Origin of the sequence: Bradyrhizobium sp. (assembly GCF_004799405.1) — a bacterium.
In the GTDB taxonomy this organism is placed as follows: Bacteria; Pseudomonadota; Alphaproteobacteria; order Rhizobiales; family Xanthobacteraceae; genus Bradyrhizobium.
In genome coordinates, this window is the sequence record NZ_SSMW01000153.1 from 17839 (window position 1) to 43163 (window position 25325).

Consider the following 25325-nt stretch of genomic DNA (forward strand, 5'->3'; position numbering starts at 1 on the left):
GTCGAGCCCCAGTCCATGGTCATGGTGCCGCTGGCTTTGACGTTGCGCGCGGTCAAGCGAGGCGCCGGTGCGAAATCTGCTCACTAGCACCTGGGGCGGCCGGGAAGCGGCAAGATGACATTCATGCCGCGTTTGTAATAGCTTAGGTAAATCCGGAAGCTTTGGGATAACACCAGACCGGCAAACCTTGCCTCCCCGGATAGCATCGCTATATCGGATTTTCCGCTATTACCCTTTGCCACCCAGCGAGACCGTTAATGACCACCGATACCGAAACCCCCGTTGAATCCCAGCCATTCCAGGCCGAGGTCTCCGAGCTCCTGCACCTGATGGTGCATTCGGTCTATTCGGAGACCGATATTTTCCTGCGCGAATTGATCTCGAACGCGTCGGACGCCTGCGACAGACTGCGCTATGAGGCGATCGCCCGTCCCGAACTGATCGCGGACGGCGAGCCGCCGAAAATCCGGATCGCACCGAACAAGAAGGACAACACGCTGACGGTTGCCGACAGCGGCATCGGCATGGACCGGCAGGAGCTGATCGACAATCTCGGCACCATCGCGCGTTCCGGCACCAGGTCTTTCCTGTCGCGTCTGGCCGAGGCCAAGGACGGCGCCAATCTGATCGGCCAGTTCGGCGTCGGGTTTTATTCCGCCTTCATGGTGGCCGAGCGCATCGTCGTCACCAGCCGCCGGGCGGGCGCGGATGAGGTCTGGACCTGGTCTTCGTCGGGCGGCAGCGGATTCGAAATCGCACCAGTTCGGGAGGAAGACGCGAAGCGAATCGCGCGGGGCACCGAGATCGTGCTGCACCTGAAACCCGACGCCAAAAAATACCTCGAGACCTACGAGATCGAACGTATCGTCGGCGCCTATTCCGACAACATCCAGTTTCCGATTGTGCTGGTTCCGGAAGAGGGCGAGCCGCGCCAGATCAATTCGGCCAGCGCGCTGTGGCAGCGTCCCAAATCGGAACTGAAGCCGGAGGACTATGTGCAGGCCTACAAGTCGATTGCGGGTGCGTTCGACGAGCCGGCGATGACGCTGCATTATCGCGCCGAGGGACGGCAGTCCTATGCGGTGCTGCTGTTTGCACCCTCCACCAAACCGTTCGACCTGTTCGAGCCGTCGCGCAAGGGCAGGGTCAAGCTTTATGTGCGCCGTGTCTTCATCACCGACGATGCCGACCTGTTGCCGGCTTACCTGCGCTTCATCCGCGGCGTGGTCGACAGCGAGGACCTTCCGCTCAACATCTCGCGCGAGATGCTGCAGAACAATCCGCAACTGGCGCAGATCAGGAAAGCGGTCACCAGCCGCGTTGTCGGCGAGCTCGAGACGCTGGGCGAAAAGGAACCCGACAGCTTCGGCAAAATCTGGGACGCCTTCGGCCCGGTGATCAAGGAAGGCCTCTACGAAGATTTCGAGCGGCGCGAAAAATTGCTGGCGCTGGCGCGATTCAGCACAACCGCGGGCGAGAAGCGGTCGCTCAGGCAATATATCGCCGGCCTCAAGCCCAACCAGACCGAGGTTTACTTCCTGGTCGGCGACAGCATCGAGCGATTGAAGTCGAACCCCAAGCTCGAATCGGCGGCGGCCCGCGGCATCGAGGTGCTGCTGCTGACCGATCCGGTGGATGCGTTCTGGGCGTCGGCGCGGCTGGATTTTGAAGGCAAGCCGCTGAAATCGCTGAGCCAGGGCGATGTCAACTTCGATCTCGTTCCGCTGCTCGATGACAGCGCCGGGAAAGAGGCCAAGGACGCGGCCGTGACCGACGAGGCGGCGACGATCGCGGTCATCAAGGCCTGCCTCGGCGATCGCGTCACCGATGTCAGGGCCTCGCAGCGGTTGACCACCAGCGCGTCCTGTCTGGTCGCGGGCAGTCAGGGGCCCGATCGGGAGCTCGAGCGCCTGTTGTCGCAGCAAAATCGCGGGGTCAGGACCAAACCGATCCTGGAGATCAATCTGCGGCATCCGCTGGTGGCGGCGATCGCGAAGGCTGAAGCAGGGTCGGCGACCGCGGACGATCTGTCGCTGCTGTTGCTGGAGCAGGCTCAAATCCTCGACGGCGAATTGCCCGAGGATCCCGCAGCCTTTGCCGCGCGCCTCAATCGCCTCGTCCTGCAGGCGATGCCGTCGCCGGGCGAAGGGTCGACATGAATAATGGCCCGGCATCGTTAGCGCTGCGGGCAGGATTGGCGATTATCCTGGCGATCACGGTCGTCGCGGTGCGGTCGCCAGCCCTGGCGCAAGGCAACACACCAAAAGCGCTCGCGGTAATTCCGCCGAACAAGGATACCGACCTCAAATTCTATTCCGGCAACGGTCCGCCTCAGGAAGGTGTCGCAGCACTCGAATACATGATGTCCGATGCCGATCTGGTGCTCTGGGTCGCAGGCAACCAGTTTTTTGCGATGGATGAGGTGGTCGGTGCTTTCCGGAAAGTCCATCCCGGTGTGACCGTCGGGCTGATCACGCTGCCACCCGGCCTGCTTCTTTCAGCGATCGAAGGCGGTGGCTGGGTTTATGACGGCAAGGAATATCGCGGCACTCCCGATGTCTATGCCTCCGTCAATCTCGGGCACCTGAAAAAGCTCAAGGCCGCCGGCCTCATGAACAGCTATGAGGTCTACATGCATAACGAGCTGCAGATCATGGTGGCCAAGGGCAATCCGAAGGCCATTACCGGCATCGACGATCTCGTCCGGGCCAACGTCCGGACCTCGATGCCCAATCCGGTGAGCGAGGGCATCATGCAATTCTATGCCCGCAAGGTGCTGGAACGGCATGGGCTGTGGCCGGCGATTGCCAACGGCCAGGAATGCGCCTCCTGCCAGACCACGGAGCGGAACTGGTTCACCGCCGTCCATCACCGGGAAACGCCCGAACGCATCCGCGATGACAAGTCGGATGCCGGCATCGTCTGGAAGACCGAAGGGATGGAAGCCTTGCGTCACGGCGCTCAGATCGAGACCGTGGAACTGCCGGCCGCAGACAGCTTGCGCGACGAAGTCTCCTATGCCGTCGGCGCGCTGCAAAACAGCCGGCACCAGGAAAACGCGGAGAGTTATCTCGCCTTCCTGAGGTCGGATGCCGCGCAGGACGCCTATGCGCAATTCGGTTTTGTCAAGGCGCGGCCGGAGGAGCTCGTCCTCAAGCCCATCGATTGAGCAGCGATCGGCGGTTCAATCCGCCTTGCAGCGGGCCCGGAAAATGCTACGCGTCGGTGCGGCTACAAGGTAACCGGGATCGTCATCCCCTGGGCACGCTAGCCTCAAAAAAACCTGGAGGAACGCATGGGCCGGAAGATAGCGATTGTCGGAGCAGGTGCCGTCGGCGGGTATGCCGGGGCGCATATGGTGCAGGCCGGCGAGGACGTGACGTTCATCGATCCGTGGCCCGAGCATGTCGAGCATATGCGCAAACACGGCCTGCGCGTCACCCACGCCAGGGACGTTCCGGAATTCACCGTTCCGGTTCGCGCGCTGCACGTCACCGACGCCCAGCAGCTCGCCAAGGAGACGCCGGTCGACATCGCCTTTGTCTGCATGAAGTCCTACGACACCGCCTGGGCCACCATGCTGATCCGCCAGTATCTGGCGCCGGCCGGCTACGTGGTGTCGCTGCAGAACTGCATGAATGAAGAGACGATCGCGGGCATTGTCGGCTGGGGCAAGACGCTCGGCTGCATCGCCAGCAGCATCACGGTCAACCTGCCTGAGCCGGGCCATATCCACCGCGGTGCCGCCAAGCACGGCGCGGCGCACACCGTATTTCGCGCCGGCGAGGTGCACGGCCGCATCACGCCGCGGTCGGAAGAAATCTGCCGCCTGGTCGGCTACGCCGACAGCGCCAAGGTCACCGGCAATCTGTGGGGCGAGCGCTGGTCGAAACTGGTCGCCAACGTCATGGGCAACGGGCTCTCCGCCTGCACCGGCCTGCCAGGCGGCGAGCTGTTGAAAAGCGAGCCGATCCGCCGCTTCTCCACCCGGCTCGGTAGCGAAGCGATCCGCGTCGGGCAAGCGCACGGCTACCAGCTGGAGGAGATTCTGCATCTGCCGCCGGAGACGATCGCGCGGGCCGGCGAGGGCGACGAGACGGCGATGCGCGCCTGCGACGAGCAGCGCTTCAAGGACGGTAGCCGCACGTCGTCCGAGCAGCGTCCCTCCATGGGCCAGGACATGCAGAAGGGCCGGCGCACCGAGATCGAATTCCTCAACGGCTTTGTGGTGCACGAGGGCGAGAAGGTCGGCCTCAACTGCCGCGCCAATGCCGTGCTGACGGACATCGTCAAGCGCGTGGAACGCAACGAGCTCAAGGCCGATCCGCGGCACATCACCGAGCTGCGGTTGAACTGAACAGGCAGTCCGCCCCGTTACGGTTCTGCGGTCCTGGTACTGCCGCCGGGAACGATCCGGCACGGCTCGCCGGTCGCTCAACGAATAAGCAAATGCACGTCGCAAAAGCTGCGCATAGGTAATGAGCAGACGCCGGCGCGAAATCCAACTTACTGACAATATGAATGATTCCCGAACCTCGCGACGCCTGAACGCGTTGTACACAATGGCATGGGGCTTGCTTAACTATCTCCGGCAGTTCTTGCGGGGGGTACGTAGGTCATGGCCAACTCGAAGTATTCATCCGGCGGTACGGTCGCTGCGGAGCCAGGGCCGATCGATCTCGATTGGTCGAGCACGGCGCTCGTCATCATCGACATGCAGCGCGATTTCATGGAGCCCGGCGGTTTCGGCGAGACGCTGGGCAACGATGTCTCGCAGCTGGCGAGCGCGGTAGAGCCGATCGCAGCGGTGCTGGCCGCGGCGCGCGAGAGCGGGATGCTGGTGGTGCACACCCGCGAGGGCCATTTGCCCGACCTGTCCGATGCGCCGCCCGCCAAGATCGAACGCGGCGCGCCGTCCTTGCGCATCGGCGATCCCGGTCCGATGGGCCGGATCCTGATCCGCGGCGAAGACGGTCACGACATCATTCCGGCGCTTTATCCGATCGACGGCGAGATCGTCATCGACAAGCCGGGCAAGGGTGCGTTCTACGCCACCGAGCTCGGCGACCTCCTGCAGAAATACGGCATCAAGGATCTCTTGGTGTGCGGCGTCACAACGGAGGTCTGCGTCAACACCACCGTGCGCGAGGCCAACGACCGCGGCTACCGCTGCGTCGTGCTGGCTGACGGCTGCGCATCCTATTTCCCCGAATTCCACGAGATGGGCCTGAAAATGATCAAGGCCCAGGGCGGCATTTTCGGCTGGGTCAGCGACTCCGCCGCGGTTCTGGAGGCAATGACACCGGAGACTTCGAACAAGTTGGCAGCGGGAGCATCACGATGAGCACGAGTACAACGGGGACTGCTGGAGATTTCAAGCCGGTATTGTGGACGCCAGGCGACTGGAATGCCTTTTTCGGTTTCGGCACCAACATCCTGGTCAACATGCTGGTGCTGACCGGGTTGCTGCGCTTCGTGCTGAAGATGCCCGACTCGCTGGTGTTCGGCCGCATCCTGCCGGCGCTCGGCCTGATGATGTGCCTCTCCACCTTCTACTATGCGTGGCTTGCCTACCGGCTGGCACAGAAAACGGGCCGCACCGATGTCTGCGCGTTGCCATCGGGCGTCAGCGTACCGCACATGTTCATCGTCACCTTTGTGATCATGCTGCCGGTGACGCTCAAGACCGGCGATGCGATGAAGGGCTGGTCCGCGGGCCTGGTCTGGGTATTCTTCCAGAGTTTTATTCTGATGATCGGCGGCTTCATTGCGCCCTACATCCGGAAGATTACCCCGCGCGCGGCGCTGCTCGGCACGCTGGCCGGCGTATCCGTCACCTTTATCTCGATGCGGCCGGCGCTGGAGATGTACATGACGCCGCAGATCGGCCTGATCTGCTTTGCCATCATCCTGGTGAGCTGGTTCGGCGGCGTGAAATATTTCAAGGGAATACCGGCGGGCCTCGTCGCCATCGCGGCCGGCATGATCATCGCCTGGGGCTCCAACCTGTTCGGGCTTGGGCTCGGCGGCTTGAGCGTCAAGGGCGTCGGCGACGCCTTCGCAAGCTTCGGCTTTTCGGTGCCGATCCCGGCGGTCGGCCAGGTGTTTTCGGGCTTCGAATTCCTTGGCGTCATCCTGGTGACGGCGATCCCGTTCGGCATCTACGACCTGGTCGAGGCGATGGATAACGTCGAAAGCGCCGAGGCAGCGGGCGATGCATATCCCACCACCCGCGTGCTGACCGCCGACGGCGTCGTCAGCCTGATCGGCTGCCTGATGGGCAATCCGTTCATCAACGCGGTCTATATCGGCCACCCCGGCTGGAAGGCGATGGGCGGCCGGATCGGTTATTCGGCGGCGACCGGGATCATGGTGGTGGTGTTGTCCTGGTTCGGCATCATCTCGGTGCTGCTGGCGCTGGTGCCGGTGGTCGCGATTTCGCCAATCCTGCTCTACATCGGCATGCTGATCGGCGCGCAGGCGTTCCAGACCACGCCGCTCAAGCATGCGCCGGCGATCGTGCTGGCCTTGACGCCGCATCTTGCGGCCTGGGCCAAGCTGCAGATCGACACCATGCTCGGCTCGACGCTCAATGCGGCCCAGAGCGTCGGCGGCCTCGCCGCCGACAAGGTCGGCGCGGTCAAGACCGCGGCGATTGCAGCGCTGCCGCAGCAGGGCGTGCTCTACCGCGGGCTGGAAGTGATGGGCGGCGGCTCGATCCTTGCGGGCCTGGTGCTGGGCGCGATCGGCGTCTTCGTCATCGAGCGCGACTTCATGAAGGCTTCCGCCTTCGCGCTGGCGGGTGCCGTGTTGACCTATTTCGGCTTCATGCACGGCGAGGCCGTTGGCATCGGCGGCGGAATGGGCGTGACGCCCGGCGTAGCACTGGCCTATGCCGTGGTGGCGGCCGGCTTCTTCGCGGTGGAGAAGTTCGGTGCCAGCACGATGCCCGTGCCGGAGATGCCGTCGCACGCGGTGCCGGCGGAGTGACAGTGGCGCAGTAGCCTGTCAGCGCGGGGAATACGGGTTCAAATTCGGTTCCCGCAACCCGACAAAAGCCCCTGAAAACATTTTGTTTTCAGGGGCTTTTGTATTCCATGCGCGGCGCGGGCTGCCTTTCGCGAACCGATTTGCGGTGCCGGCCGTATCTTGCAGTGACTTGACGATTGCCAAAATCCGGACCATCCCGCAGCCATGACCACGCTTGGCAATTCCTTCTACGGCAGCATTCCGGTGTTTCGCGGCTTTTCCAGCCTGATGGACCCGGCGTTGTATTCGCCGTTGCCGCAGGACTGGTCGATCGGCATCGCCGATATCGTGGAATCGACCCGGGCGATTGCCGAGAAGCGTTACAAGGCGGTCAACATGGCCGGCGCTTCCGTGATCGCGGCTGTCACCAATGCGCTGGAGGGACGCGAATTTCCGTTCGTGTTCGGCGGCGACGGCGCCAGCTTTGCGGTATCGCCTGACGATCTCGATCGCGCGCGCGAGGCGCTGGCGGCGACTGCGAGCTGGGTCGAGGAAAGCCTTGGCCTCGTGATGCGGGTGGCGCTGGTGCCGGTCAAAGCGGTGCGGGCGCAAGGCCTTGACGTTCGCGTCGCCCGGTTCGGGCCGTCGGCGAACTTGTCCTATGCGATGTTTTCCGGCGGAGGCCTGGGGTGGGCGGAAGCGGCGATGAAGCGCGGCGAGTTCGCGGTGCCGAAAGCGCCGCCGGGAACGCAGCCCGATCTGACCGGGCTGTCATGCCGGTTCGAGGAAATTCCTTCGGTGCACGGTCTCATTCTTTCGGTGCTGGTGGTGCCGGCGCAGGGCGCCGATCCCGCGGCGTTTCGCAAGCTGATCGAGGACGTCATAGCGCTTTCCGAGCGCAGTCCGGATTCCGGCCGGCCGGTGCCGCCGGGCGGTCCGCCGCTGCGATGGCCGCCGGCCGGAGTCGAATACGAGGCCCGTGCCGGCCGTAAAGGCTCGCTGTTCAGGCGGCGAGCGTTGGTGCTGGTGCATACGCTGTTTGCCTATCTGGTGATGCGCTTTGGCATCAGCGTCGGAGGCTTTGTGCCGAAAACCTATGTGCAGCAGGTGGTGGAGAACTCCGACTTCCGCAAATACGACGATGGACTGCGCATGATCCTCGATTGCACGCCGGAACTGGAGCGAGCGCTGACGCAGCGTCTTGCCGCGGCGGCCTCGGCCGGAATCGCGCGGTACGGCCTGCACCGGCAGGATGCGGCGATGATGACCTGCTTTACGCCGTCGGCGTTGCGCAGCGATCACGTCCATTTCATCGATGGCGCCCGCGGCGGCTATGCCTCGGCGGCGACCGCGCTAAAGGCGACGGCGGCTTAGCTTGCTCCTCATGGTGAGGAGCGCGCCTTCGCGCGTCTCGAACCATGACCGCGTGCGGCGTTCTTCGAGACGCCGCTTCGCGGCGCCTCAGGATGAGGAGAAGGATCAGGTTTCAGCGGCCTGACCGGCTCCAAGTCTCGCCGCCGCAGAGCGCGCCGACGCAGCCTTCGACCTTCAGCGAGTTCGGGCCGGCCAGCGAAATATTGCTGGTGTAGCTGTTGCCGTCATCGGCGTTGTAGATCTGGCCGGACCACCTTTCCGGGCCGGAGGGCCACATGCCGCTGAACAGCGGAAGCCCGATCATCGGACGCTTTGCCAAGGACGGGTCGCGGTTCTTGTCATCGACCTGGGGTTTCCCGGTTGCGGAATCGATCGGATCCTTCAGCCAGACGATGACCCCGCAGATTCCACCGCCGCATTTGCTGACGCGAACCTTGGCGTCGCCCGCTTGCGTCAACCAGATACCGCTGACTGGGCCACTGGTTTGCGCTTTCGCCGGCGAAGCGCTCAAGAGCGCCATCAAAACCGCGATGATAAAACCGAACCTGCTAGCCATTAGAATTCTTCCCCAAAAAGCAGCTCTGAATAACAAAAAATCGAATTTGTGCAATGCCATATCGGCCGCTGAGGTCGTTCACCCGCGCATGGTCACCAAGGCAGGCCGCATAGGTCGATCACGCCCTTCAGCGGCGCGCGCTTGAGGCTGTAGAGGTAGGGCGGGATGGCGGTGAACCGGACCCGTCCCTCGGGCTGCTGGCAATAGATTTCGCCGTCGAACGGCTTCCAGCCGCGACCGGCGTAAAACGGCACGTTGTGCGGCTCGCAAAACAGCATCGCGAAATCAGCCGAACCTTCGTCCCGCAAGGTTCGGATCGCCGCATCGAGCGCGATGCTGGCATAGCCGCGGCGGCGAAAGTCCTCGCGGGTCAGAACCCCGCCGATGCCGCCCGCCCGCATCTTGCGCCCGTTCCATGTGACCTCGCGGCGATAGATGCCGACATGGCAGAGGGCGCCTTCCGGCTCGGCCTGCACCAGTATCCGCAACTCGGCATGGGCGAAAACGATGCCGGCCCACGGCAATTTGGCCACGACTTCGGGCGGCCAGACCGCGTCGAACAGCGGTTTGGCCATCGGCCACGATGTATCTCCGTTCAAAACGTCGATCTCGATGCTCATCAGCGTGCCATTCGCGGGGCGACGGACCCCGTGTTTTCCCAAATTGCGGTGTTTTAGACCGATGGAACCTTCTATAAGGGTTCCCGTTACACCATGTCTCCCATCATTGCGGACATCCCCCCATGACCTTCACGTTGCCCAACCTGCCTTACGCCCATGACGCCCTTGCGCCCCATATGTCGAAGGAAACGCTGGAGTATCATCACGACAAGCATCATCAGGCTTACGTGACCAACGGAAACAACGCGATTAAGGGGACCGAATTCGAGGGCAAATCCCTCGAGGAGATCGTGAAGGGCTCGTTCGGGAAGAACCCGGCCGTTTTCAACAATGCCGGCCAGCACTACAACCACCTGCATTTCTGGAACTGGATGAAGCCCAATGGCGGCGGCAGCAAGTTGCCCGGCCGCCTGGAAAAGAAGATCACCGAGGACCTCGGTGGCCTTGAGAAATTCAAGACCGACTTCGCCGCCGCCGGCGTCGGCCAGTTCGGCTCCGGCTGGTGCTGGCTGCAGGTCAAGAACGGCAAGCTCGAAATCTCCAAGACGCCGAACGGCGAGAGCCCGCTGGTGCATGGCGCCACGCCGATCCTCGGCTGCGACGTCTGGGAGCACTCCTATTACATCGATTATCGCAACCGCCGTCCGGACTACCTGAAGGCGTTCGTCGACCATCTGGTGAACTGGGAATATGTCGACCAGTTGTTCTCGAAAGCCTGATACTTCCCAGGCGCTAAGTTTGGGCGGCAGCGTCAAGCTGCCGCCCTTTTCGTTTGGATATTCTGCGTCATGCCCGGGCATGACGAGATTCACGGCGAAACCGTAGTTCAGGAATCACGAGGTGGATTTGAGTCTGCCGCCTCGATCTAATATCATCGTGCTGCGGTGTGGACGGCCTCATCCGCCGATGCGGGAAACGACTTGATGAATTATCTGCTGGTTTTTGTCGGCGGCGGCCTCGGTGCCACGCTGCGTCACCTTGTCAACGTTGTGAGCGGGCGCTGGTTCGGTACCGCCTTTCCGTATCATACCTTCTTCATCAACATCACGGGCTCGATAGTGATGGGCCTGATTGCCGGCTACCTCGCGTTCAGGGCGGACGCGTCGCAGTCCTGGCGGCTGTTCCTGATGACCGGCATCCTTGGCGGCTACACCACGTTCTCCGCGTTCTCGCTCGATACGGCGCTGCTCTACGAGCGCGGCGAGATCGGGCTTGCTGCGTTCTACGTGGTGGGGTCGGTGGTGTTTTCGATTGCGGGCCTGTTCGGCGGTCTCGCGCTGGTTCGCCATCTGACGTGACCTCTTTTGGCCGCTGCAATCCCGCATGGGCCTCCAATGAGGCGCGCATGGGTTTTGCCGTTGTTCTGTTTGCTTCGCTGTGCCGCCAAGACTAAGCCATTGCGGTCTCATCACCCGTCAGACCGATTGCCTTGAAAGAACTTCCTCTGAATGACCCGGCGCCTGCCGACGAGGACGCCGACGACGGCGAACCGGGTACCCGGCGTAAACGCAAGCCGATCGGCTGGTCGATGATCTTCATCGGTGTGCTGGTCGCGGTCAGCGCCACGCTGGTCTACCGGCGCGACGGCATCGACGGCGTGCTGGAAATCCTCACCCACGATCTCTGGCTGTTCGGCGGCATCCTGCCGCGCGTGCTGGCGGGCTGCCTGCTCGGCGCGTTCATTGCCGAGATCTTGCCGCATGAGAAGGTGTCGCGGTCGCTGGGGCCGGCCTCCGGGCTGAAAGGCCTGCTGATCGGAACCGCGTTCGGCGCGATCCTGCCTGGCGGGCCCTTCACCGCCTATCCGGTGGCGAGCGCGCTGCTCACGGTCGGCGCCGATTTCGGCGCCACCATCGCGATGGTCGTAAGCTGGACGCTGATCGGTTACGGCCGGGCGGTTGCCTGGGAATTGCCGATCATGGGGGTCGACTTCACGATGTGGCGCATCGTGATCTCGCTGCCGTTGCCGGTGCTGGCCGGCGCGCTCGGCCGTTTTGTCTATGTCAGGATGTATCCGAAGGGCGCGCCGCCATGAGCGCGGCCCTGCTGATCGACATCATCCTGTGGGGCTCGGTGGCCGCGGTCGGGTTTCTCGCTCTGCAGCGCGGCCGGCCGGTGCTGATCGCCTCGCTGCGCGACGGCACCATCGACTTCATCGCCGTGGTGCCACGGATCGCACTCGGCGTGGTCGGCTCGGGCTATATCGCAGCCGTCATCCCACAGGAGATCATCACCGGCTGGCTCGGGCCTCACTCAGGCTGGTTCGGCGTGCTTACCGCCGTGATCGCGGGCGCCGCGACGCCGGGCGGGCCTGTGATCGGCTTTTCAATCGGGGCTGTCGCATTGAAGGCCGGCGGCGGCGCGCCGCAGGTGATCGCCTATGTGGTCGCCTGGGCGCTGTTCGCCTTTCAGCGGTTGCTGCTGTGGGAAATCCCGTTCATGCCGGCGCGGTTCGTCTGGTTCCGCGCCGCGGTCTCGCTGCCGTTTCCGTTTCTGGCCGCCGCCATCGCGATGGCGATCGGCAAGCCATAGCCCGCCGGACCGGCTGCAAGGCTTCCTGAAAACGCGCGAAACCGCTATCAAACGGGGCGCGTGAATAACTGCCGCCCGATGCCGCAATGATATCCGGACCGAAGAATGAGCCGTTTCTGGAGCAGCTTGACGCACGACCTCAAGCCTTACGTGCCCGGCGAACAGCCGCGCATGGTGGAATTGGTCAAGCTCAACACCAATGAAAATCCGATTGGCCCTTCGCCGCGCGCGTTGCAGGCGATCCGCGACCAGGCGACCGATACGCTGCGCCTCTATCCCGACCCACAGGCCACCGCGCTGCGGAGTGCCTTGGCCGAGTATCACAAGGTGCGACCCGAACAGGTGTTCGTCGGCAACGGCTCGGACGAGGTATTGGCGCACGCCTTCGCCGCTCTGCTCAAGCACGATGCGCCGCTGCTGTTCCCGGATATCACCTACAGTTTCTACCCGGTCTATTGCCGCCTGTTCGGCATACACTACGAGGCCGTGCCGCTCGACGACGCCATGCGGATCCGCGTTGCCGATTATCGCCGGCCGGCCGGCGCGCTCATCCTGCCCAATCCGAATGCGCCGACGGGAGTAGCCCTGTCACGGGCCGAGATCGTCGCCCTGCTGGAGCAGCATCCTGACGCTCCCGTGGTGATCGACGAGGCCTATGTCGATTTCGGCGCCGAGACCGCGATTCCGCTGGTCGCTTCCCACCCGAACCTTCTGGTGGTGCAAACCATGTCCAAGTCCCGGGCGCTGGCCGGGCTGCGGGTGGGCTATGCGATCGGCGATGCCGACCTGATCGGGGCGCTCACGCGGGTCAAGGACAGCTTCAACTCCTATCCTCTTGGCCGGCTTGCCCAGGCCGGCGCCATCGCCTCGCTGGAAGACGAAGCCTGGTTTCAACAGAGCCGGGCGCGCGTGATCGAAGGCCGCGAGCGGCTAACTCGCGGCCTGGTCCGGCTTGGGTTCAAAGTGTTGCCGTCGTCCGCGAACTTCGTCTTCGCGTGTCATCCGGCGCATGAAGGCGCGGCACTGGCCGGGGCACTGCGGCAACGAGCGGTGATCGTCCGCCATTTTGCCGCGCCCCGCATTAGCGACTATCTGCGGATCACCGTGGGCACGGACGGGCAAATCGACCGGCTATTGTCGGCCTTGTCGGACATTCTGGGCAGTAAGCCTGCGGCGGCCTGATTGACTTTCGTCATGGCCGGGACAGGCTCGGGGCATGACGAGGACTCAACTCTCGCCGACAATTGCGGGTTCGTGGACTTTTGTTATGTTATAATATAACGTTTATCCGTGACCCACGCCCCCAGCCACGGCCCCAGCCATGCCCACAGCCACGGCCCGGCTTCCCCGCACCCGGCCCAACCGGCGTCCTGGTCGATCCTGCGCATGACGCTGGTTGCCCGATTGGGCGCAGCACTCGCGGTCAGCGCCGGGCTCTGGGCGGTGGTGTGGCTTTCGATGAGGTGAGCATGGCCGCGCAACTGCAATTCCGCGATGTCACGCTGGGCTACGACCGGCATCCGGCCGTGCATCATCTGAGCGGCGAGGTCGCGACCGGCGCGCTCCTCGCAGTGGTCGGTCCGAACGGCGCCGGCAAGTCGACGCTGTTTCGCGGGCTGGTCGGCATCCTCAAGCCGCTGGCGGGCTCGATCGGACTTGGCGATCTCGATGCGCGCGACATCGCCTATCTGCCGCAAACGGTCGACATCGACCGCAGCTTCCCGATCTCGGTGTTCGATTTCGTCGGCACCGGGCTGTGGCGCTCGATAGGGTTGTTCGGCGGCATCGGCCAGTCAGGGCGCGACGGGATCGCGCAGGCGCTGGCAGCCGTTGGTCTCAACGGCTTCGAGAACCGGGCCATCGGCACGCTGTCCGGCGGCCAGATGCAGCGGATGTTGTTCGCGCGCGTGCTGCTGCAGAATGCGCGCCTGATCGTGCTGGACGAGCCCTTCAACGCCATCGACGCCAAAACCTCAGCCGATCTGCTGGCGCTGGTGCGGCGCTGGCATTCCGAGCAGCGCACCGTGCTGGCGGCGCTCCACGACATGGATCTGGTGCGCGCCAATTTCCCCGACACGCTGTTGCTGGCGCGCGGGCCGGTCGCCTGGGGCGCCACATCGGAGGTGCTGACCGCCGACAATCTGATGCAGGCGCGGCGGATGTGCGAAGCGTTCGACGACAGCGCGGCGGCGTGCGCCGTTGACGATGTGTCGTCGCGGGCCGCCTGAATCATGATCCATGATGCGCTGATCGCGCCCTTCACCGAATTTGAATTCATGCGCCGCGCACTGGCGGCGGTGACGGCACTGGCGCTCGGCGGCGCGCCGATCGGCGTGTTCCTGATGCTGCGTCGCATGAGCCTGGTTGGTGACGCCATGGCGCATGCGATCCTGCCCGGTGCCGCGATCGGTTTCCTGCTGTCGGGCCTCAATCTCTTTGCGATGACGTTCGGCGGATTGATCGCGGGTTTTACGGTGGCGATTCTCGCAGGTCTGGTCGCGCGCACCACTGAACTGAAGGAAGACGCTTCGCTGGCGACGTTCTACCTGGTGTCGCTGGCGCTCGGGGTAACGATCGTTTCCATCAAGGGCACCAATATCGATCTGCTGCATGTGCTGTTCGGCGACATCCTGGCGATGGACGACCAGACCCTGCTGGTGATCGCGTTCAACGCGACGATCACGCTGATCGTGCTGGCGGTGATCTATCGTCCGCTGGTGATCGAATGTGTCGATCCGGTATTCCTGCGCACCGTGAGCAGGGCCGGTGCGCCGGCGCATCTGGCGTTCCTGGCGCTCGTGGTCATCAACCTCGTCAACGGCTTTCATGCGCTCGGCACCCTTTTGGCGGTGGGGCTGATGATCTTGCCGGCCGGGATCGCGCGGTTCTGGTCGCGTGACATCACCGGCATGATCTGCATCGCGGTCGTAAGCGCCATCGTATCGGGTTATGCCGGATTGGTGCTGTCGTTTCAGACGCGGGTACCGTCGGGGCCGGCGATCATCCTGGCGGCGGCGGTGCTGTACGTTATTTCCGTTCTGTTCGGCAGCGTCGGCGGCCTGGTGAGGCAGATGTTCCCCGGCCGCCACCTCGAAGCTTGAGACTGCTTATGAAGTTGCAATTGTCAGCTCTGCGCTCGCTGCCACCTCTCCCCTTGCGGGAGAGGTCGGATCGCATGGAATGCGATCCGGGTGAGGGGTTAAGGCCTATCGATAGACCTGAACCCCTCACCCCAACCCTCTCCCACAGGGGGAGAGGGAGCTCACCGTCACTGCTGCGACATCGAACCAATTCTCGATGAGTCGGACTTTGACGATACGGTGGGTTATCTTTTTGGCGTTTGTAGTGCTCGCTTCGCTCGCCCGCGCGGAAGAACGCCTCAACGTCGTCGCCAGTTTTTCGATCCTCGGCGATTTCGCAAAAAACGTCGGCGGCGAGCGCGTCAGCGTGACGACATTGGTCGGTCGCAACGGCGACGTGCACGTCTATACGCCGGCGCCGGCGGACGCCGGCAAGGTCGCGGAAGCCAGACTCCTGGTTATCAACGGCCTCGGCCTCGAAGGCTGGCTGCCGCGGCTGGTGCAATCCTCCGGCGGCAAGGCCGCGGTCGTGACGGCGACCGATGGCATCGCGCCGATCAAGGTCGGTGCCGATGCCGATCCGCATGCCTGGCAGTCGGTCGCCAATGCGAAAATATATGTCGCCAATATCCGCGACGCGCTGGTGGCTGTCGATCCCGCAGGCGCAACGGTCTATCGGACCAATACGGAAAGCTATCTGGCGAAACTCGACGCGCTCGACCGCGAGGTGCGCGGGGCCATCGCACAAATTCCCCCCGATCGCCGCAAGGTGATCTTGACCCACAAGGCCTTTGGCTATTTCGCCGCCGCCTATGGCATCGACTTTATCGCTCTTTTGGGGGTTTCCACCGAATCCGAGCCCAGTGCGCGCGACCTCGCCGACATTATCACCCGGATCAGGACCTTGCGCATTCCGGCGGTGTTTCTCGAGAATATCAGCGACCCCCGGCTGATCCGCCGGATCGCCGCCGAGACCGGCGCCAGGATCGGCGGAACGCTCTATTCCGACAGCCTGACGGATGAAAAGGGCGACGCCCCCACTTACATTGAACTGGTCAGGCACAATATAAAGGCGCTGACCAGCGCGCTGGCCAATTAGGGCAGGGGCCTCCTTGCCGCCGGTGCGGTGTATCGCTGTTTTTCCGGAGTTATCATGCCTGAACCGACCTCCCAAAAAATTCCTGTAACCGTGCTCACCGGCTATCTCGGCGCCGGCAAGACCACGCTGCTCAATCGCATCCTGTCGGAAAACCATGGCAAGAAATACGCCGTGATCGTCAACGAATTCGGCGAGATCGGCATCGACAACGACCTGATCATCGGCGCCGACGAAGAAGTGTTCGAGATGAACAATGGCTGCGTCTGCTGCACGGTGCGCGGCGATCTCGTCCGCATCCTCGAAGGCCTGATGAAACGAAAAGGCAAGTTCGACGCCATCATCGTCGAGACCACCGGCCTCGCCGATCCGGCGCCGGTGGCGCAGACCTTCTTTGTCGACGAGGACGTGCAGAGGAACGCCCGGCTCGATGCGGTGGTGACGGTCGCCGACGCCAAATGGCTGAGCGACCGTCTGAAAGACGCGCCCGAAGCCAAGAACCAGATCGCCTTTGCCGACGTCATCGTCCTCAACAAGACCGATCTGGTTTCCGGGGCCGAACTGGCCGAAGTCGAGGCGCGGATTCGCGGCATCAATCCCTATGCCAAACTGCATCGCACCGAGCGCTGCCAGGTTGCGCTATCCGACGTGCTGGAGCGCGGCGCGTTCGATCTCGACCGTATCCTCGAAATCGAACCGGAATTTCTCGAGGCCGGCGACGACCATGACCACGACCACCATCATCACGGCCACGACCACGATCACCACCATGGTGGCCTCAAGCACTACCATGACGAGGACATGCAATCGCTGTCCTTGCGCACCGACAAGCCGCTCGACGCCACCAAGTTCATGCCCTGGCTGCAGGGCCTCATCGCCAGCGAGGGCCAGCGGATCTTGCGCTCGAAGGGGATTCTTGCCTTCAGCGACGACAACGACCGTTATGTGTTCCAGGGCGTGCACATGATGCTGGAGGGCGATCACCAGCGGGCCTGGAAGGACGGCGAGGCGCGCGAGAGCCGTCTGGTCTTCATCGGCCGCGAATTGCCCGAGCAGACCATCCGCGACGGATTCGAACGCTGTATCACCACGTGATGAAAGAGTTCGACCCAGGCGACAATGCGGCCTCCATCGTCTCCGTCACCGATCGGGTGCGCGGCCTGACGATCGGCATGCCGGTCACGTCCGTGCATTTTCTCGGCGAGAACGCGGCCTTTGTCGGCGCCGAAGAAGAGGTTGCGCTGGTGAACGGCGACGGCGGGATTTCGCGCATCGCCGTCCACAGCGGCGGCATCCTGTGCTCGGCCTTTGACGGGATGCGCCTGGCGATGGGCGGCGATGACGGCAAGCTCAAGGCCCTCAACGCGGCAGGTGAAGTCGCGCTGCTCGCGACCGATCCGAAACGGCGCTGGATCGACAATGTCGCGCTGCATCCCGATGGCGCGGTGGCATGGTCGGCCGGCAAGACCGCTTTTGTCCGCGGCGGCACCGGCGAGGATAAATCCTTCGACGCGCCCTCGACGGTCGGCGGGCTGGCGTTTGCACCCAAGGGCCTGCGCCTGGCGGTCGCGCATTATAACGGCGTGACGCTATGGTTTCCCAACATGACGGCCAAGCCCGAAGTTCTGGAATGGGCCGGCTCGCATCTCGGTGTCGTGTTCAGCCCGGACAACAAATTCGTGGTCACTGCGATGCATGAGCCGGCGCTGCATGGCTGGCGGCTGGCCGACCACCGGCACATGCGCATGACCGGTTATCCCGGACGCGTCAGGTCGATGTCGTGGAGCGTCGGCGGCAAATCGCTGGCGACCTCGGGCGCCGACATGGTGATCGTGTGGCCATTCGCCAGCAAGGACGGACCGATGGGCAAGGAGCCCGCGATGCTGGCGCCGCTGCAGGCGCGCGTCTCCGCCGTCGCCTGCCATCCCAGGCAGGATATCCTCGCCGCCGGCTACAGCGACGGCACCATCCTGATGGTGAGGCTGGATGACGGCGCCGAAATCCTGGTCCGCCGCAGGAACGCCGCCTCACCGGTCGCGGCACTCGCCTGGAACAGCAAAGGCACCCTGCTGGCGTTCGGCGCCGAGGACGGCGATGCCGGGCTGCTGACGCTTTAGGGCGGGGGCAGGCCTCATTTACCGGTTTCCCGGGGAACAATGAACCGCGGCGTCGGTTAATCCCGCTCGCAATCGCGGGGTGAACGACATGTCTCCGGACGACAGAAAACGCGCCTACAGGAAAGATCTGCTGCTGGCATCCGTGATGGTCGCGGCGGGGCTTGCGCTATCCGGCGTTTCGCTGGTCGATCTGGCGGTTCACGAGCCGAAGATGGCGCAGGCGACACCGCCGCTGCAATCGACGCCCGGTGCGGAAACGAAACCGTCGGCGCCTGCCGAGTCCGTGACGACAGGTCAGCGGCCATCGGAGATTCCGCCGCAACCGGCGCATCCCGACGCCGAGGCGCAAAAGGCCGGAGTCACGCCGGCCCTGCCGCCCGCGCCGGCCGAAAAGATCGCCGCGCCGATCGGGGAAAAATAGCGCGATATCCGCGATGCCCTGGCATCCTTTAGTCCGTCATGCCCCGCGAATGCGGGGCATCCAGTATTCCGCGACATTCATCGGGATCGAGGCGCCGGCGTTTACTGGATCATCCGCCGGAGCCTGTCATCGGGCTCGCCGAAGGCGAGACCCGGTGGCGAATGATGACAGGCAGATGTTCGCGGATGCACCCCCCGGAGTGATGGCTTGCCGAGTTTGCAGCCTCGCTAGTTGCGTCTCGCTGCCGCATAATGTGTGCATCCGATAGCCACCCACGAGGCGGATAATGAAAATCGACGACGTCAGGCGAACCGCCTATTCGATGCCGCTGACCAGCCCGTCGTTCCCGCCCGGGCCCTATCGTTTTTTCAACCGTGAATATTTCGTCATCACCTACCGGACCGATCCGGAAGCGCTGGCCGCTGTGGTGCCGGAGCCGCTCGAAGTCACCGATCCTATCGTCAAATATGAATTCATCCGGATGCCGGACTCAACCGGCTTTGGCGATTACACCGAGACCGGGCAGGTGATTCCGGTCCGCCTCGACGGCGTCGACGGTGTCTATATCCATTCGATGTATCTCGACGACGATGCGCCGATCGCGGGCGGCCGCGAGTTGTGGGGGTTTCCCAAAAAGCGCGCCTCGCCGAAAATCGAGGTCGAGAGCGACGTGCTGGTGGGGTCGCTGCATTACGGTTCAGTGCTCTGCGCCTCCGGCACCATGGGCTACAAGCATCGCACCGTCGATCACGACACCGTATTGAAATCCCTAAGGGTGCCGAATTTCATTCTCAAGATCATTCCGCATGTCGATGGGTCGCCGCGAATCTGCGAACTGGTGCGCTATTCTCTCGAAGACATCGTGTTGAAAGAGGCGTGGACCGGCCCCGGCGCGCTCGGCCTGTTTCCCCACGCGCTGGCGGACGTCGCGCGGCTGCCGGTGCGCGAGGTGGTGTCCGCGCTGCATTTCAAGGCGGACCTGACGCTGGGGCTCGGCAGCGTCGCGTTCGATTATCTGGCGAAGTGATGGCACGCCGCGCCACAGCGTTTTCGAGCGAAGTGGATACCGGTTCGCGTAAAGAAAACGCGTCAAAATCAGAATCCAGAGCCCCGTTTCGATTCCATCGAAACGGAAGCGACTCTAGTTGAGCGGCCGCCAGATGATATCACAAGCGCCCTTGCAGTTGTTGCAATGCGTCGGTTGACCGAACGTGCTGGCCAATTCCCATTCCTGCGATTCATTGCTCCACTGAACCGTGGCGGAGGAGATGATGTCGTCGGATTGGCAACTCGAGCAGACCGGGGTCGACCGTGATGCCTGTCGACCGAGGAATGTAGCGGTTTTGGCCAGCTTGGATGGTTCCTGGTTCAGGTTGAACGGATTGAGAAGCAACGCGTGTTTCATGTCGTAGCCCACCGGTGAGTCGAATCACCTAACCCCGGTGTGACGATAGAGCCTTGGCGATCAGGGCGTCATCAGGATTTTCACATCTGTGGATGGTGGCAGCTAAAACCGAACGGTTTGGAACGCTATCCTTATTGCGAAACGCTGAATCATCGCACCAGCACGTTGCGGAACTGCCACGGATCCGACGTGTCGATATCCTCCGGGAACAATCCGGGCCGGTCGGTCAGCGGGGTCCAGTCGGTGTAGTAACCGTTCACCGGGCCGAGATACGGCCTCTGGATTTCGAGGCAGCGGCGGAAATCCATCTCATCCGCCTCGACGATTCCGGCGGTGGGATTTTCCAGCGCCCACACCATGCCGGCGAGCACCGCCGACGACACCTGCATGCCGGTGGCGTTCTGGTAGGGCGCGATGTCCCGGGTTTCCTCGATCGAAAGCTGCGAGCCGTACCAATAGGCGTTCTTGCCGTGGCCATAGACGAGGACGCCGAGTTCGTCGATGCCGTCCTCGATCTCGTTCTCGTCCAGAATGTGCCATTTCGGCTGCATCCTGCCGGTCGCACCGAAGATTTCGTGCAACGACAGCACCGCGTCATTGGCGGGATGGTAGGCGTAGTGGCAGGTCGGGCGGTACACCACCTTCTGGCCGTCGCGTACCGTGAAATAGTCGGCGATCGAGATCGATTCATTGTGGGTGACGAGGAAACCGTACTGCGCGCCCGGCGTCGGGCACCAGGAACGGACGCGGGTATTGGCGCCGGGCTGCAGCAGATAGATTGCCGCCCCGCAGCCGTGGCTGTGGGTGCGGCCATTGTCCGGCATCCACTTTTCGTGCGTGCCCCAGCCGAGCTCGGCCGGCTGCATGCCCTCGGACACGAAACCTTCCACCGACCAGGTGTTGACGAACACGTTCATCGGCTTCGGTCTCTTCGAGCGCTGGGTGTCGCGCTCGGCGATATGGATGCCCTTGACGCCGAGCTTGTGGGCGAGCTGGCCCCAGCCTTCGCGGCTCTTGGGGTCGTTGAAAGGCGTATCGGTGTCGCGGGCGATGTCGAGCAGCGCCTGCTTGACGAACCACGACACCATGCCGGGGTTGGCGCCGCAGGTGGACACCGCGGTCGGCCCGCCCGGGCTCTTGTGCTTGGCGGCAAGCAGGGTCTCGCGCAGCGCGTAATTCGAGCGCGCCTCAGGGCCGATATTCTTGTCGAAATAAAACCCGAGCCACGGCTCCACCACGGTGTCGATATAGAGCGCGCCGATCTCGCGGCACAGCGTCATGATATCGACCGACGAGGTATCAACCGACAGGTTGACACAAAAGCCCTGGCCGCCGCCGGCGGTCAACAACGGCACCAGCACCTCGCGATAATTGTCGCGGGTGACCGCCTGCTTGATGAAGCGCACGCCGTGGGCTTTGGCGATCTCGCCGTCCTCGTGCGGATCGATGATGACGAAGCGCGATTTGTCGTAGGCGAAATGCCGCTCGATCAGCGGCAGGGTGCCTTTGCCGATCGAGCCGAAGCCGATCATGACAATGGGACCGGAAATCTTCGCGTGGATTTGCTGGGTAGGCGGGCTCATGAGAAAGTCTCCGGATAGGGATGCGCTGGGCCAGAAGGGATCAAGCGGTGCGCCGTTTCGCGGTCACTTCGATCTCCACCTTCATCTCGGGCTTGTAGAGTCCCGCGACCACGAGGATCGTCGCGGCCGGCCTGATATCGCCGAGCCTTTCGCCGCAGACCGCCAACACCGCGTCCGCGTCCCTGCCATCGGTGATGTAATAGGTCGCGCGCACGATGTCGGCCATCGCGAAGCCGCCATCCCTGAGCGCCGCTTCGATGGTCTTGAAGCAGTTGCGCGCCTGGCTTGTGACATCCGAAGGCATCGCCATGGTGGCGTAATCATAGCCGGTGGTGCCGGCCACGAAGGCAAAATCGCCGTCGATCACCGCGCGGCTGTAGCCGGCAGTCTTTTCGAACGGCGAGCCGGTGGAAATCAGGCGGCGGGACATCGGAACCTCGATCTGGGCCTGGCGCGGTTTACCGGCCTTTTTCCAGGGCCGGCACGGCAACTCGCTATCGCACGACGAGCGATATGTCACGCTGGGAACGAAGGGTCGCGGAAGCCCGTCTGGGTGCGACTATGTCCATGATGATCATGACAACCAGCATGATCAACAAGACCGTTGTAACGGTTCGGGTGCGCAAATTCGGGGCATCGTCGCGCGTCATCGATCGGCCTTCCGGCATGACGCTCAGGCCGCCTGCGGTATTGCGCGTGTCTTCTTGAGAAGATTGGCCTGGATTTTGGGCAGCGAAGCACCGGCCGGCACGGTCATGCCCCAGGCGCCGTTGAGGGCGCCGTCGCGCAGTTCGAGGCCGAGCAGGCGGTCATGTTCGAACGGGCCGGGCAGGGACAACTCGCCGGTTTTCAGCGACGAGAAGCCGAAGCGGGCATAGTAAGGCGCGTCGCCAAGCAGGATCACCGCGCCGTGGCCACGCCGTTTCGCGGCCGCGAGCGCGTGATTCATCAGCGCCGCTCCGACGCCGAGTTTCCGGCAGGACGGATCGACCGCCAGCGGGCCAAGCACCAGCGCCGGCACGCCCCCGGCGCTGACGTGCCACAACCGCAATGTTCCGACCAACCGGTGTTTCAAGCCGTCCCGGCGCACGGCCGAGAAGGCGAGGCCTTCGGCCGGTGCGCGCCCGTCGCGAAGGCGCTGGCAGGTGCGCATTTGGCGGTTTTCGCCAAAGCAGGCATCCAGCAGCGCTTCGCGCGCGACGACGTCCGAAGCGCGTTCCGCGCGGATCACGAACGGGGCGGTTTCGGTCAGGACAACCGGGGTCTCTTGCAAGGCAGTCATGGCACGTCAGTCCCCACTCCAACGGCACAGATGCCAGGGGAGTGTTGTCAGCAAACTCGGATGTGAGGGATGGAAGCCGGCGGACCGGCTTCCGGTTGTTTTGCTCCCCCTCCGGCGTAGGGGGAGGGAGGGTTGGGGCAGGGGTGCTTCGCGCCGGCCTCCCCCCGCAAGCGGGAGAAGCAAGCGGAAAGCTCAGATGTGGTAGGTCCGCAACGGCGGGAAGCCGTTGAAGGCCACCGACGAGTAGGTCGACGTATACGCCCCGGTCCCCTCGATCAGCAGCTTGTCGCCGATCTCGAGCGTCACCGGAAGCGGGTACGGCAGCTTCTCGTACATCACGTCGGCCGAATCGCAGGTCGGCCCCGCCAGCACGCACGGCGTCATTTCCGCGCCGTCATGCGGGGTGCGGATAGCGTAGCGAATCGACTCGTCCATGGTCTCGGCGAGACCGCCGAACTTGCCGATGTCCAGGTACACCCAGCGCACATCGTCCTCGTCGCTCTTTTTGGAGATCAGAACGACTTCGGTCTCGATGATGCCGGCATTACCGACCATTCCGCGGCCCGGCTCGATGATGGTCTCCGGGATCGCGTTGCCGAAATGCTTGCGTAGCGCGCGGAAGATCGACCGGCCGTACTGCACGACCGGGGGAACGTCCTTGAGGTACTTGGTCGGGAATCCGCCGCCCATGTTGACCATCGACAGGTTGATGCCGCGCTCGGCGCAGTCGCGGAACACCGTCGAGGCCATCGCCAGCGCACGGTCCCACGCCTTCACCTTGCGCTGCTGCGAGCCGACATGGAACGAGATGCCCCAGGGCTCCAGTCCCAGCCGCTTCGCAAGATCGAGCACGTCGACGGCCATTTCCGGGTCGCAGCCGAACTTTCGCGACAGCGGCCATTCGGCGCCGGCGCAATCGTACAGAATACGGCAGAACACCTTCGAGCCGGGAGCGGCGCGGGCGATCTTCTCGACCTCGGCGGTGCAATCGACCGAGAACAGTCGAATGCCGAGCGCGAAGGCGCGCGCGATGTCACGCTCCTTCTTGATCGTGTTGCCATAGGAGATCCGCTCCGGGGTCGCACCCGCGGCCAGGGCCATCTGGATTTCGGCGACCGAGGCGCAATCGAAGCACGACCCCATCGAGGCCAGCAGCGACAGCACTTCCGGCGCCGGGTTGGCCTTCACCGCGTAGAACACGCGGCTGTCCGGCAGCGCCTTGGCGAAGCTCTGGTAGTTGTCGCGAACGACTTCGAGGTCGACGACGAGACACGGCTCGACGTCCTGGCCCTCGTTACGACGGTTGCGCAGGAATTCCTGAATACGTTCAGTCATAGCACCCTCCCAAACGGCCCAGCGACGGGACACGTTCAAAAATGATCTCGGATAAGAGCGTTCCGGCCGCATCGCGCGATGGAGGCGCAACTAAGCCAAAAAACTCGAACCGAACTGTGCTGCCGTGGATTGGTTGGGAATGATCCCGCCCGCACACCTGGCAATGAAGGACAAGCCTCTTCGGTATTCGCGCCGGCTGGTGGAAAGCCGGCAGAGACCAAAAAAGCCCGATCCGTCGTTGCTTTAAGTCGCGTCCCCCGTTGAGAACGAGGTGCGCCGGTTCGCCTCCGGCTGCCAGTCACGGTTGCAAGGGGTGAAGAGACCTTCAATGGCATCTCTTGAGAGAGATGCTGGCCTTTCAAGTCTCGGATGACTTGAGCGACCCTCGGTAGCTTCGTCCCTTGGCGGCTGTCCGGCCTCTTGTCCGGATACCTACCGACTGACACACGACCACAGGCACGTGCGAAATTGGGCAAGAGTGCAAATAAGGGTTTTGAGTCTGCTGTGCAACATTTTTTTTGCGCTGGGGTCAATTTTCCCCGACGCGCGCCTTCAGCGCCGCTCTCGGCGCGCGCAAGCGAGCTCGAACGTGAACAGGCGTTAAGTTTCTTTAATGAGGCGTTAGCGTTTGACGCGAGCAGCGCGCGGCTTTGTCGCTCGAGCTATCTCACGCGCGCCGCGTGAACGGCTCGACACGCTGGGCGGCGCGGATGAACGCCGCCATGATCAGGACGCCGAGCGCGAACAGCACGGCTTGCAGGATGTGTGCGCCGGTGTCGTCGAGACCGAACAGGATCGCGAGCGCCCAGCCGCCGGCGAACGCCGCGCCGAACACTTCGGCGCCGATCAGGATGGCGGCGCTGATGACGGTGACGACACTGGGCCAGACGATCTGGCGGGCGGCGGTCGGGGTGGGTTGGGCGTTCATGAGGCGGATCCTGTTGCGGGCGCAATC

27 protein-coding genes are annotated in these 25325 nt (G+C 63.4%); 19 read left to right on the plus strand and 8 right to left on the minus strand.

Annotated features, from left to right (window positions below; genetic code table 11):
* The first annotated feature begins 257 nt into the window (after window positions 1-257).
* From htpG to E7813_RS24755, 6 genes are all read left to right on the plus strand, one after another.
* Window positions 258-2159, plus strand: a complete 1902-nt coding sequence (gene htpG / locus E7813_RS24730; RefSeq protein ID WP_291577914.1) for a molecular chaperone HtpG — start codon at window positions 258-260, stop codon at window positions 2157-2159.
* Window positions 2156-3169: a substrate-binding domain-containing protein gene (locus tag E7813_RS24735; RefSeq protein WP_291577915.1), complete on the plus strand. Its 1014-nt coding sequence runs from the start codon at window positions 2156-2158 to the stop codon at window positions 3167-3169. The genes htpG and E7813_RS24735 overlap by 4 nt, the downstream gene beginning before the upstream one ends.
* 126 nt (window positions 3170-3295) lie before the next feature.
* Complete coding sequence (locus E7813_RS24740) at window positions 3296-4357, plus strand: 2-dehydropantoate 2-reductase (RefSeq protein WP_291577916.1); 1062 nt, start codon at window positions 3296-3298, stop codon at window positions 4355-4357.
* Between the two features lie 261 nt (window positions 4358-4618).
* Complete coding sequence (locus tag E7813_RS24745; protein ID WP_291577917.1) at window positions 4619-5344, plus strand: isochorismatase family cysteine hydrolase; 726 nt, start codon at window positions 4619-4621, stop codon at window positions 5342-5344.
* Entirely contained in the window at window positions 5341-6990 is a 1650-nt protein-coding gene (locus tag E7813_RS24750) for a regulator (RefSeq protein ID WP_291577918.1), read from the plus strand. Before E7813_RS24745 ends, E7813_RS24750 begins: the two co-directional genes overlap by 4 nt.
* A 204-nt stretch (window positions 6991-7194) precedes the next feature.
* Window positions 7195-8343: a DUF3095 domain-containing protein gene (locus E7813_RS24755; RefSeq protein ID WP_291577919.1), complete on the plus strand. Its 1149-nt coding sequence runs from the start codon at window positions 7195-7197 to the stop codon at window positions 8341-8343.
* Window positions 8344-8455: 112 nt separating this feature from the next.
* On the opposite strand, the gene E7813_RS24760 is transcribed toward E7813_RS24755, so the two are convergent.
* Window positions 8456-8899, minus strand: coding sequence for a DUF2147 domain-containing protein (locus E7813_RS24760; protein ID WP_291577920.1), 444 nt, complete (start codon window positions 8897-8899; stop codon window positions 8456-8458).
* A 92-nt stretch (window positions 8900-8991) separates the two neighbouring features.
* Complete coding sequence (locus E7813_RS24765) at window positions 8992-9519, minus strand: GNAT family N-acetyltransferase (RefSeq protein WP_291577921.1); 528 nt, start codon at window positions 9517-9519, stop codon at window positions 8992-8994.
* Window positions 9520-9641: 122 nt separating this feature from the next.
* On the opposite strand from E7813_RS24765, the gene E7813_RS24770 reads away from it, so the two are divergent.
* The 13 genes from E7813_RS24770 (at window position 9642) to E7813_RS24830 (ending at window position 19792) form a co-directional block, all read left to right on the plus strand.
* The gene (locus E7813_RS24770; RefSeq protein WP_291577922.1) at window positions 9642-10238 is read left to right on the plus strand and encodes a superoxide dismutase; all 597 of its coding nucleotides are present in this window, start codon (window positions 9642-9644) and stop codon (window positions 10236-10238) included.
* Window positions 10239-10442: 204 nt separating this feature from the next.
* On the plus strand, window positions 10443-10817 hold the full coding sequence (gene crcB, locus E7813_RS24775) for a fluoride efflux transporter CrcB (RefSeq protein ID WP_291577923.1): 375 nt from the start codon (window positions 10443-10445) through the stop codon (window positions 10815-10817).
* A gap of 146 nt (window positions 10818-10963) precedes the next feature.
* Complete coding sequence (locus E7813_RS24780; protein WP_291577951.1) at window positions 10964-11554, plus strand: permease; 591 nt, start codon at window positions 10964-10966, stop codon at window positions 11552-11554.
* Window positions 11551-12051 carry a hypothetical protein gene (locus E7813_RS24785; protein WP_291577924.1) on the plus strand — a complete coding sequence of 167 codons (501 nt, stop codon included), beginning with the start codon at window positions 11551-11553 and terminating at the stop codon, window positions 12049-12051. The genes E7813_RS24780 and E7813_RS24785 overlap by 4 nt, the downstream gene beginning before the upstream one ends.
* A gap of 105 nt (window positions 12052-12156) precedes the next feature.
* Window positions 12157-13233, plus strand: coding sequence for a histidinol-phosphate transaminase (gene hisC / locus E7813_RS24790; protein ID WP_291577925.1), 1077 nt, complete (start codon window positions 12157-12159; stop codon window positions 13231-13233).
* 108 nt (window positions 13234-13341) lie between these two features.
* Window positions 13342-13518: a hypothetical protein gene (locus tag E7813_RS24795; RefSeq protein ID WP_291577926.1), complete on the plus strand. Its 177-nt coding sequence runs from the start codon at window positions 13342-13344 to the stop codon at window positions 13516-13518.
* 2 nt (window positions 13519-13520) lie between these two features.
* Window positions 13521-14279 (plus strand): ABC transporter ATP-binding protein, encoded by a 759-nt coding sequence (locus E7813_RS24800; protein ID WP_291577927.1) that lies wholly within the window; start codon window positions 13521-13523, stop codon window positions 14277-14279.
* A 3-nt stretch (window positions 14280-14282) separates the two neighbouring features.
* On the plus strand, window positions 14283-15152 hold the full coding sequence (locus E7813_RS24805; protein WP_291577928.1) for a metal ABC transporter permease: 870 nt from the start codon (window positions 14283-14285) through the stop codon (window positions 15150-15152).
* Between the two features lie 196 nt (window positions 15153-15348).
* On the plus strand, window positions 15349-16230 hold the full coding sequence (locus tag E7813_RS24810; protein ID WP_291577929.1) for a metal ABC transporter substrate-binding protein: 882 nt from the start codon (window positions 15349-15351) through the stop codon (window positions 16228-16230).
* 54 nt (window positions 16231-16284) lie between these two features.
* Entirely contained in the window at window positions 16285-17322 is a 1038-nt protein-coding gene (locus tag E7813_RS24815) for a GTP-binding protein (protein WP_291577930.1), read from the plus strand.
* Window positions 17322-18344: a WD40 repeat domain-containing protein gene (locus E7813_RS24820; protein ID WP_291577931.1), complete on the plus strand. Its 1023-nt coding sequence runs from the start codon at window positions 17322-17324 to the stop codon at window positions 18342-18344. The genes E7813_RS24815 and E7813_RS24820 overlap by 1 nt, the downstream gene beginning before the upstream one ends.
* An 88-nt stretch (window positions 18345-18432) precedes the next feature.
* The gene (locus tag E7813_RS24825; RefSeq protein WP_291577932.1) at window positions 18433-18765 is read left to right on the plus strand and encodes a hypothetical protein; all 333 of its coding nucleotides are present in this window, start codon (window positions 18433-18435) and stop codon (window positions 18763-18765) included.
* Between the two features lie 286 nt (window positions 18766-19051).
* Window positions 19052-19792 carry an acetoacetate decarboxylase gene (locus tag E7813_RS24830; RefSeq protein ID WP_291577933.1) on the plus strand — a complete coding sequence of 247 codons (741 nt, stop codon included), beginning with the start codon at window positions 19052-19054 and terminating at the stop codon, window positions 19790-19792.
* Between the two features lie 114 nt (window positions 19793-19906).
* Here E7813_RS24830 and E7813_RS24835 read toward each other — a convergent pair whose 3' ends face one another.
* From E7813_RS24835 to E7813_RS24860, 6 genes are all read right to left on the minus strand, one after another.
* Window positions 19907-20170, minus strand: a complete 264-nt coding sequence (locus E7813_RS24835) for a hypothetical protein (RefSeq protein ID WP_291577934.1) — start codon at window positions 20168-20170, stop codon at window positions 19907-19909.
* Window positions 20171-20319: 149 nt separating this feature from the next.
* A complete protein-coding gene (locus E7813_RS24840; RefSeq protein ID WP_291577935.1) occupies window positions 20320-21753 on the minus strand; it encodes a homospermidine synthase in 1434 nt (477 codons plus the stop codon).
* A gap of 40 nt (window positions 21754-21793) precedes the next feature.
* Window positions 21794-22183, minus strand: coding sequence for a RidA family protein (locus tag E7813_RS24845; protein WP_291577936.1), 390 nt, complete (start codon window positions 22181-22183; stop codon window positions 21794-21796).
* A 243-nt stretch (window positions 22184-22426) separates the two neighbouring features.
* Window positions 22427-23035, minus strand: a complete 609-nt coding sequence (locus E7813_RS24850) for an N-acetyltransferase (protein ID WP_291577937.1) — start codon at window positions 23033-23035, stop codon at window positions 22427-22429.
* Between the two features lie 192 nt (window positions 23036-23227).
* Entirely contained in the window at window positions 23228-24370 is a 1143-nt protein-coding gene (locus E7813_RS24855) for a type III PLP-dependent enzyme (RefSeq protein WP_291577938.1), read from the minus strand.
* A 667-nt stretch (window positions 24371-25037) separates the two neighbouring features.
* A complete protein-coding gene (locus tag E7813_RS24860) occupies window positions 25038-25298 on the minus strand; it encodes a hypothetical protein (protein WP_291577939.1) in 261 nt (86 codons plus the stop codon).
* Window positions 25299-25325: the final 27 nt, after the last annotated feature.

What these genes read in the sequence shown, in the direction of transcription:
- htpG (WP_291577914.1), top strand. Translation starts at nt 258, where the DNA reads ATGACCACCGATACCGAAACCCCCGTTGAATCCCAGCCATTCCAGGCC.
- E7813_RS24735 (WP_291577915.1), top strand. Translation starts at nt 2,156, where the DNA reads ATGAATAATGGCCCGGCATCGTTAGCGCTGCGGGCAGGATTGGCGATT.
- E7813_RS24740 (WP_291577916.1), top strand. Translation starts at nt 3,296, where the DNA reads ATGGGCCGGAAGATAGCGATTGTCGGAGCAGGTGCCGTCGGCGGGTAT.
- E7813_RS24745 (WP_291577917.1), top strand. Translation starts at nt 4,619, where the DNA reads ATGGCCAACTCGAAGTATTCATCCGGCGGTACGGTCGCTGCGGAGCCA.
- E7813_RS24750 (WP_291577918.1), top strand. Translation starts at nt 5,341, where the DNA reads ATGAGCACGAGTACAACGGGGACTGCTGGAGATTTCAAGCCGGTATTG.
- E7813_RS24755 (WP_291577919.1), top strand. Translation starts at nt 7,195, where the DNA reads ATGACCACGCTTGGCAATTCCTTCTACGGCAGCATTCCGGTGTTTCGC.
- E7813_RS24760 (WP_291577920.1), bottom strand. Translation starts at nt 8,899, where the DNA reads ATGGCTAGCAGGTTCGGTTTTATCATCGCGGTTTTGATGGCGCTCTTG.
- E7813_RS24765 (WP_291577921.1), bottom strand. Translation starts at nt 9,519, where the DNA reads ATGAGCATCGAGATCGACGTTTTGAACGGAGATACATCGTGGCCGATG.
- E7813_RS24770 (WP_291577922.1), top strand. Translation starts at nt 9,642, where the DNA reads ATGACCTTCACGTTGCCCAACCTGCCTTACGCCCATGACGCCCTTGCG.
- crcB (WP_291577923.1), top strand. Translation starts at nt 10,443, where the DNA reads ATGAATTATCTGCTGGTTTTTGTCGGCGGCGGCCTCGGTGCCACGCTG.
- E7813_RS24785 (WP_291577924.1), top strand. Translation starts at nt 11,551, where the DNA reads ATGAGCGCGGCCCTGCTGATCGACATCATCCTGTGGGGCTCGGTGGCC.
- hisC (WP_291577925.1), top strand. Translation starts at nt 12,157, where the DNA reads ATGAGCCGTTTCTGGAGCAGCTTGACGCACGACCTCAAGCCTTACGTG.
- E7813_RS24800 (WP_291577927.1), top strand. Translation starts at nt 13,521, where the DNA reads ATGGCCGCGCAACTGCAATTCCGCGATGTCACGCTGGGCTACGACCGG.
- E7813_RS24805 (WP_291577928.1), top strand. Translation starts at nt 14,283, where the DNA reads ATGATCCATGATGCGCTGATCGCGCCCTTCACCGAATTTGAATTCATG.
- E7813_RS24810 (WP_291577929.1), top strand. Translation starts at nt 15,349, where the DNA reads ATGAGTCGGACTTTGACGATACGGTGGGTTATCTTTTTGGCGTTTGTA.
- E7813_RS24815 (WP_291577930.1), top strand. Translation starts at nt 16,285, where the DNA reads ATGCCTGAACCGACCTCCCAAAAAATTCCTGTAACCGTGCTCACCGGC.
- E7813_RS24820 (WP_291577931.1), top strand. Translation starts at nt 17,322, where the DNA reads ATGAAAGAGTTCGACCCAGGCGACAATGCGGCCTCCATCGTCTCCGTC.
- E7813_RS24825 (WP_291577932.1), top strand. Translation starts at nt 18,433, where the DNA reads ATGTCTCCGGACGACAGAAAACGCGCCTACAGGAAAGATCTGCTGCTG.
- E7813_RS24830 (WP_291577933.1), top strand. Translation starts at nt 19,052, where the DNA reads ATGAAAATCGACGACGTCAGGCGAACCGCCTATTCGATGCCGCTGACC.
- E7813_RS24835 (WP_291577934.1), bottom strand. Translation starts at nt 20,170, where the DNA reads ATGAAACACGCGTTGCTTCTCAATCCGTTCAACCTGAACCAGGAACCA.
- E7813_RS24840 (WP_291577935.1), bottom strand. Translation starts at nt 21,753, where the DNA reads ATGAGCCCGCCTACCCAGCAAATCCACGCGAAGATTTCCGGTCCCATT.
- E7813_RS24845 (WP_291577936.1), bottom strand. Translation starts at nt 22,183, where the DNA reads ATGTCCCGCCGCCTGATTTCCACCGGCTCGCCGTTCGAAAAGACTGCC.
- E7813_RS24850 (WP_291577937.1), bottom strand. Translation starts at nt 23,035, where the DNA reads ATGACTGCCTTGCAAGAGACCCCGGTTGTCCTGACCGAAACCGCCCCG.
- E7813_RS24855 (WP_291577938.1), bottom strand. Translation starts at nt 24,370, where the DNA reads ATGACTGAACGTATTCAGGAATTCCTGCGCAACCGTCGTAACGAGGGC.
- E7813_RS24860 (WP_291577939.1), bottom strand. Translation starts at nt 25,298, where the DNA reads ATGAACGCCCAACCCACCCCGACCGCCGCCCGCCAGATCGTCTGGCCC.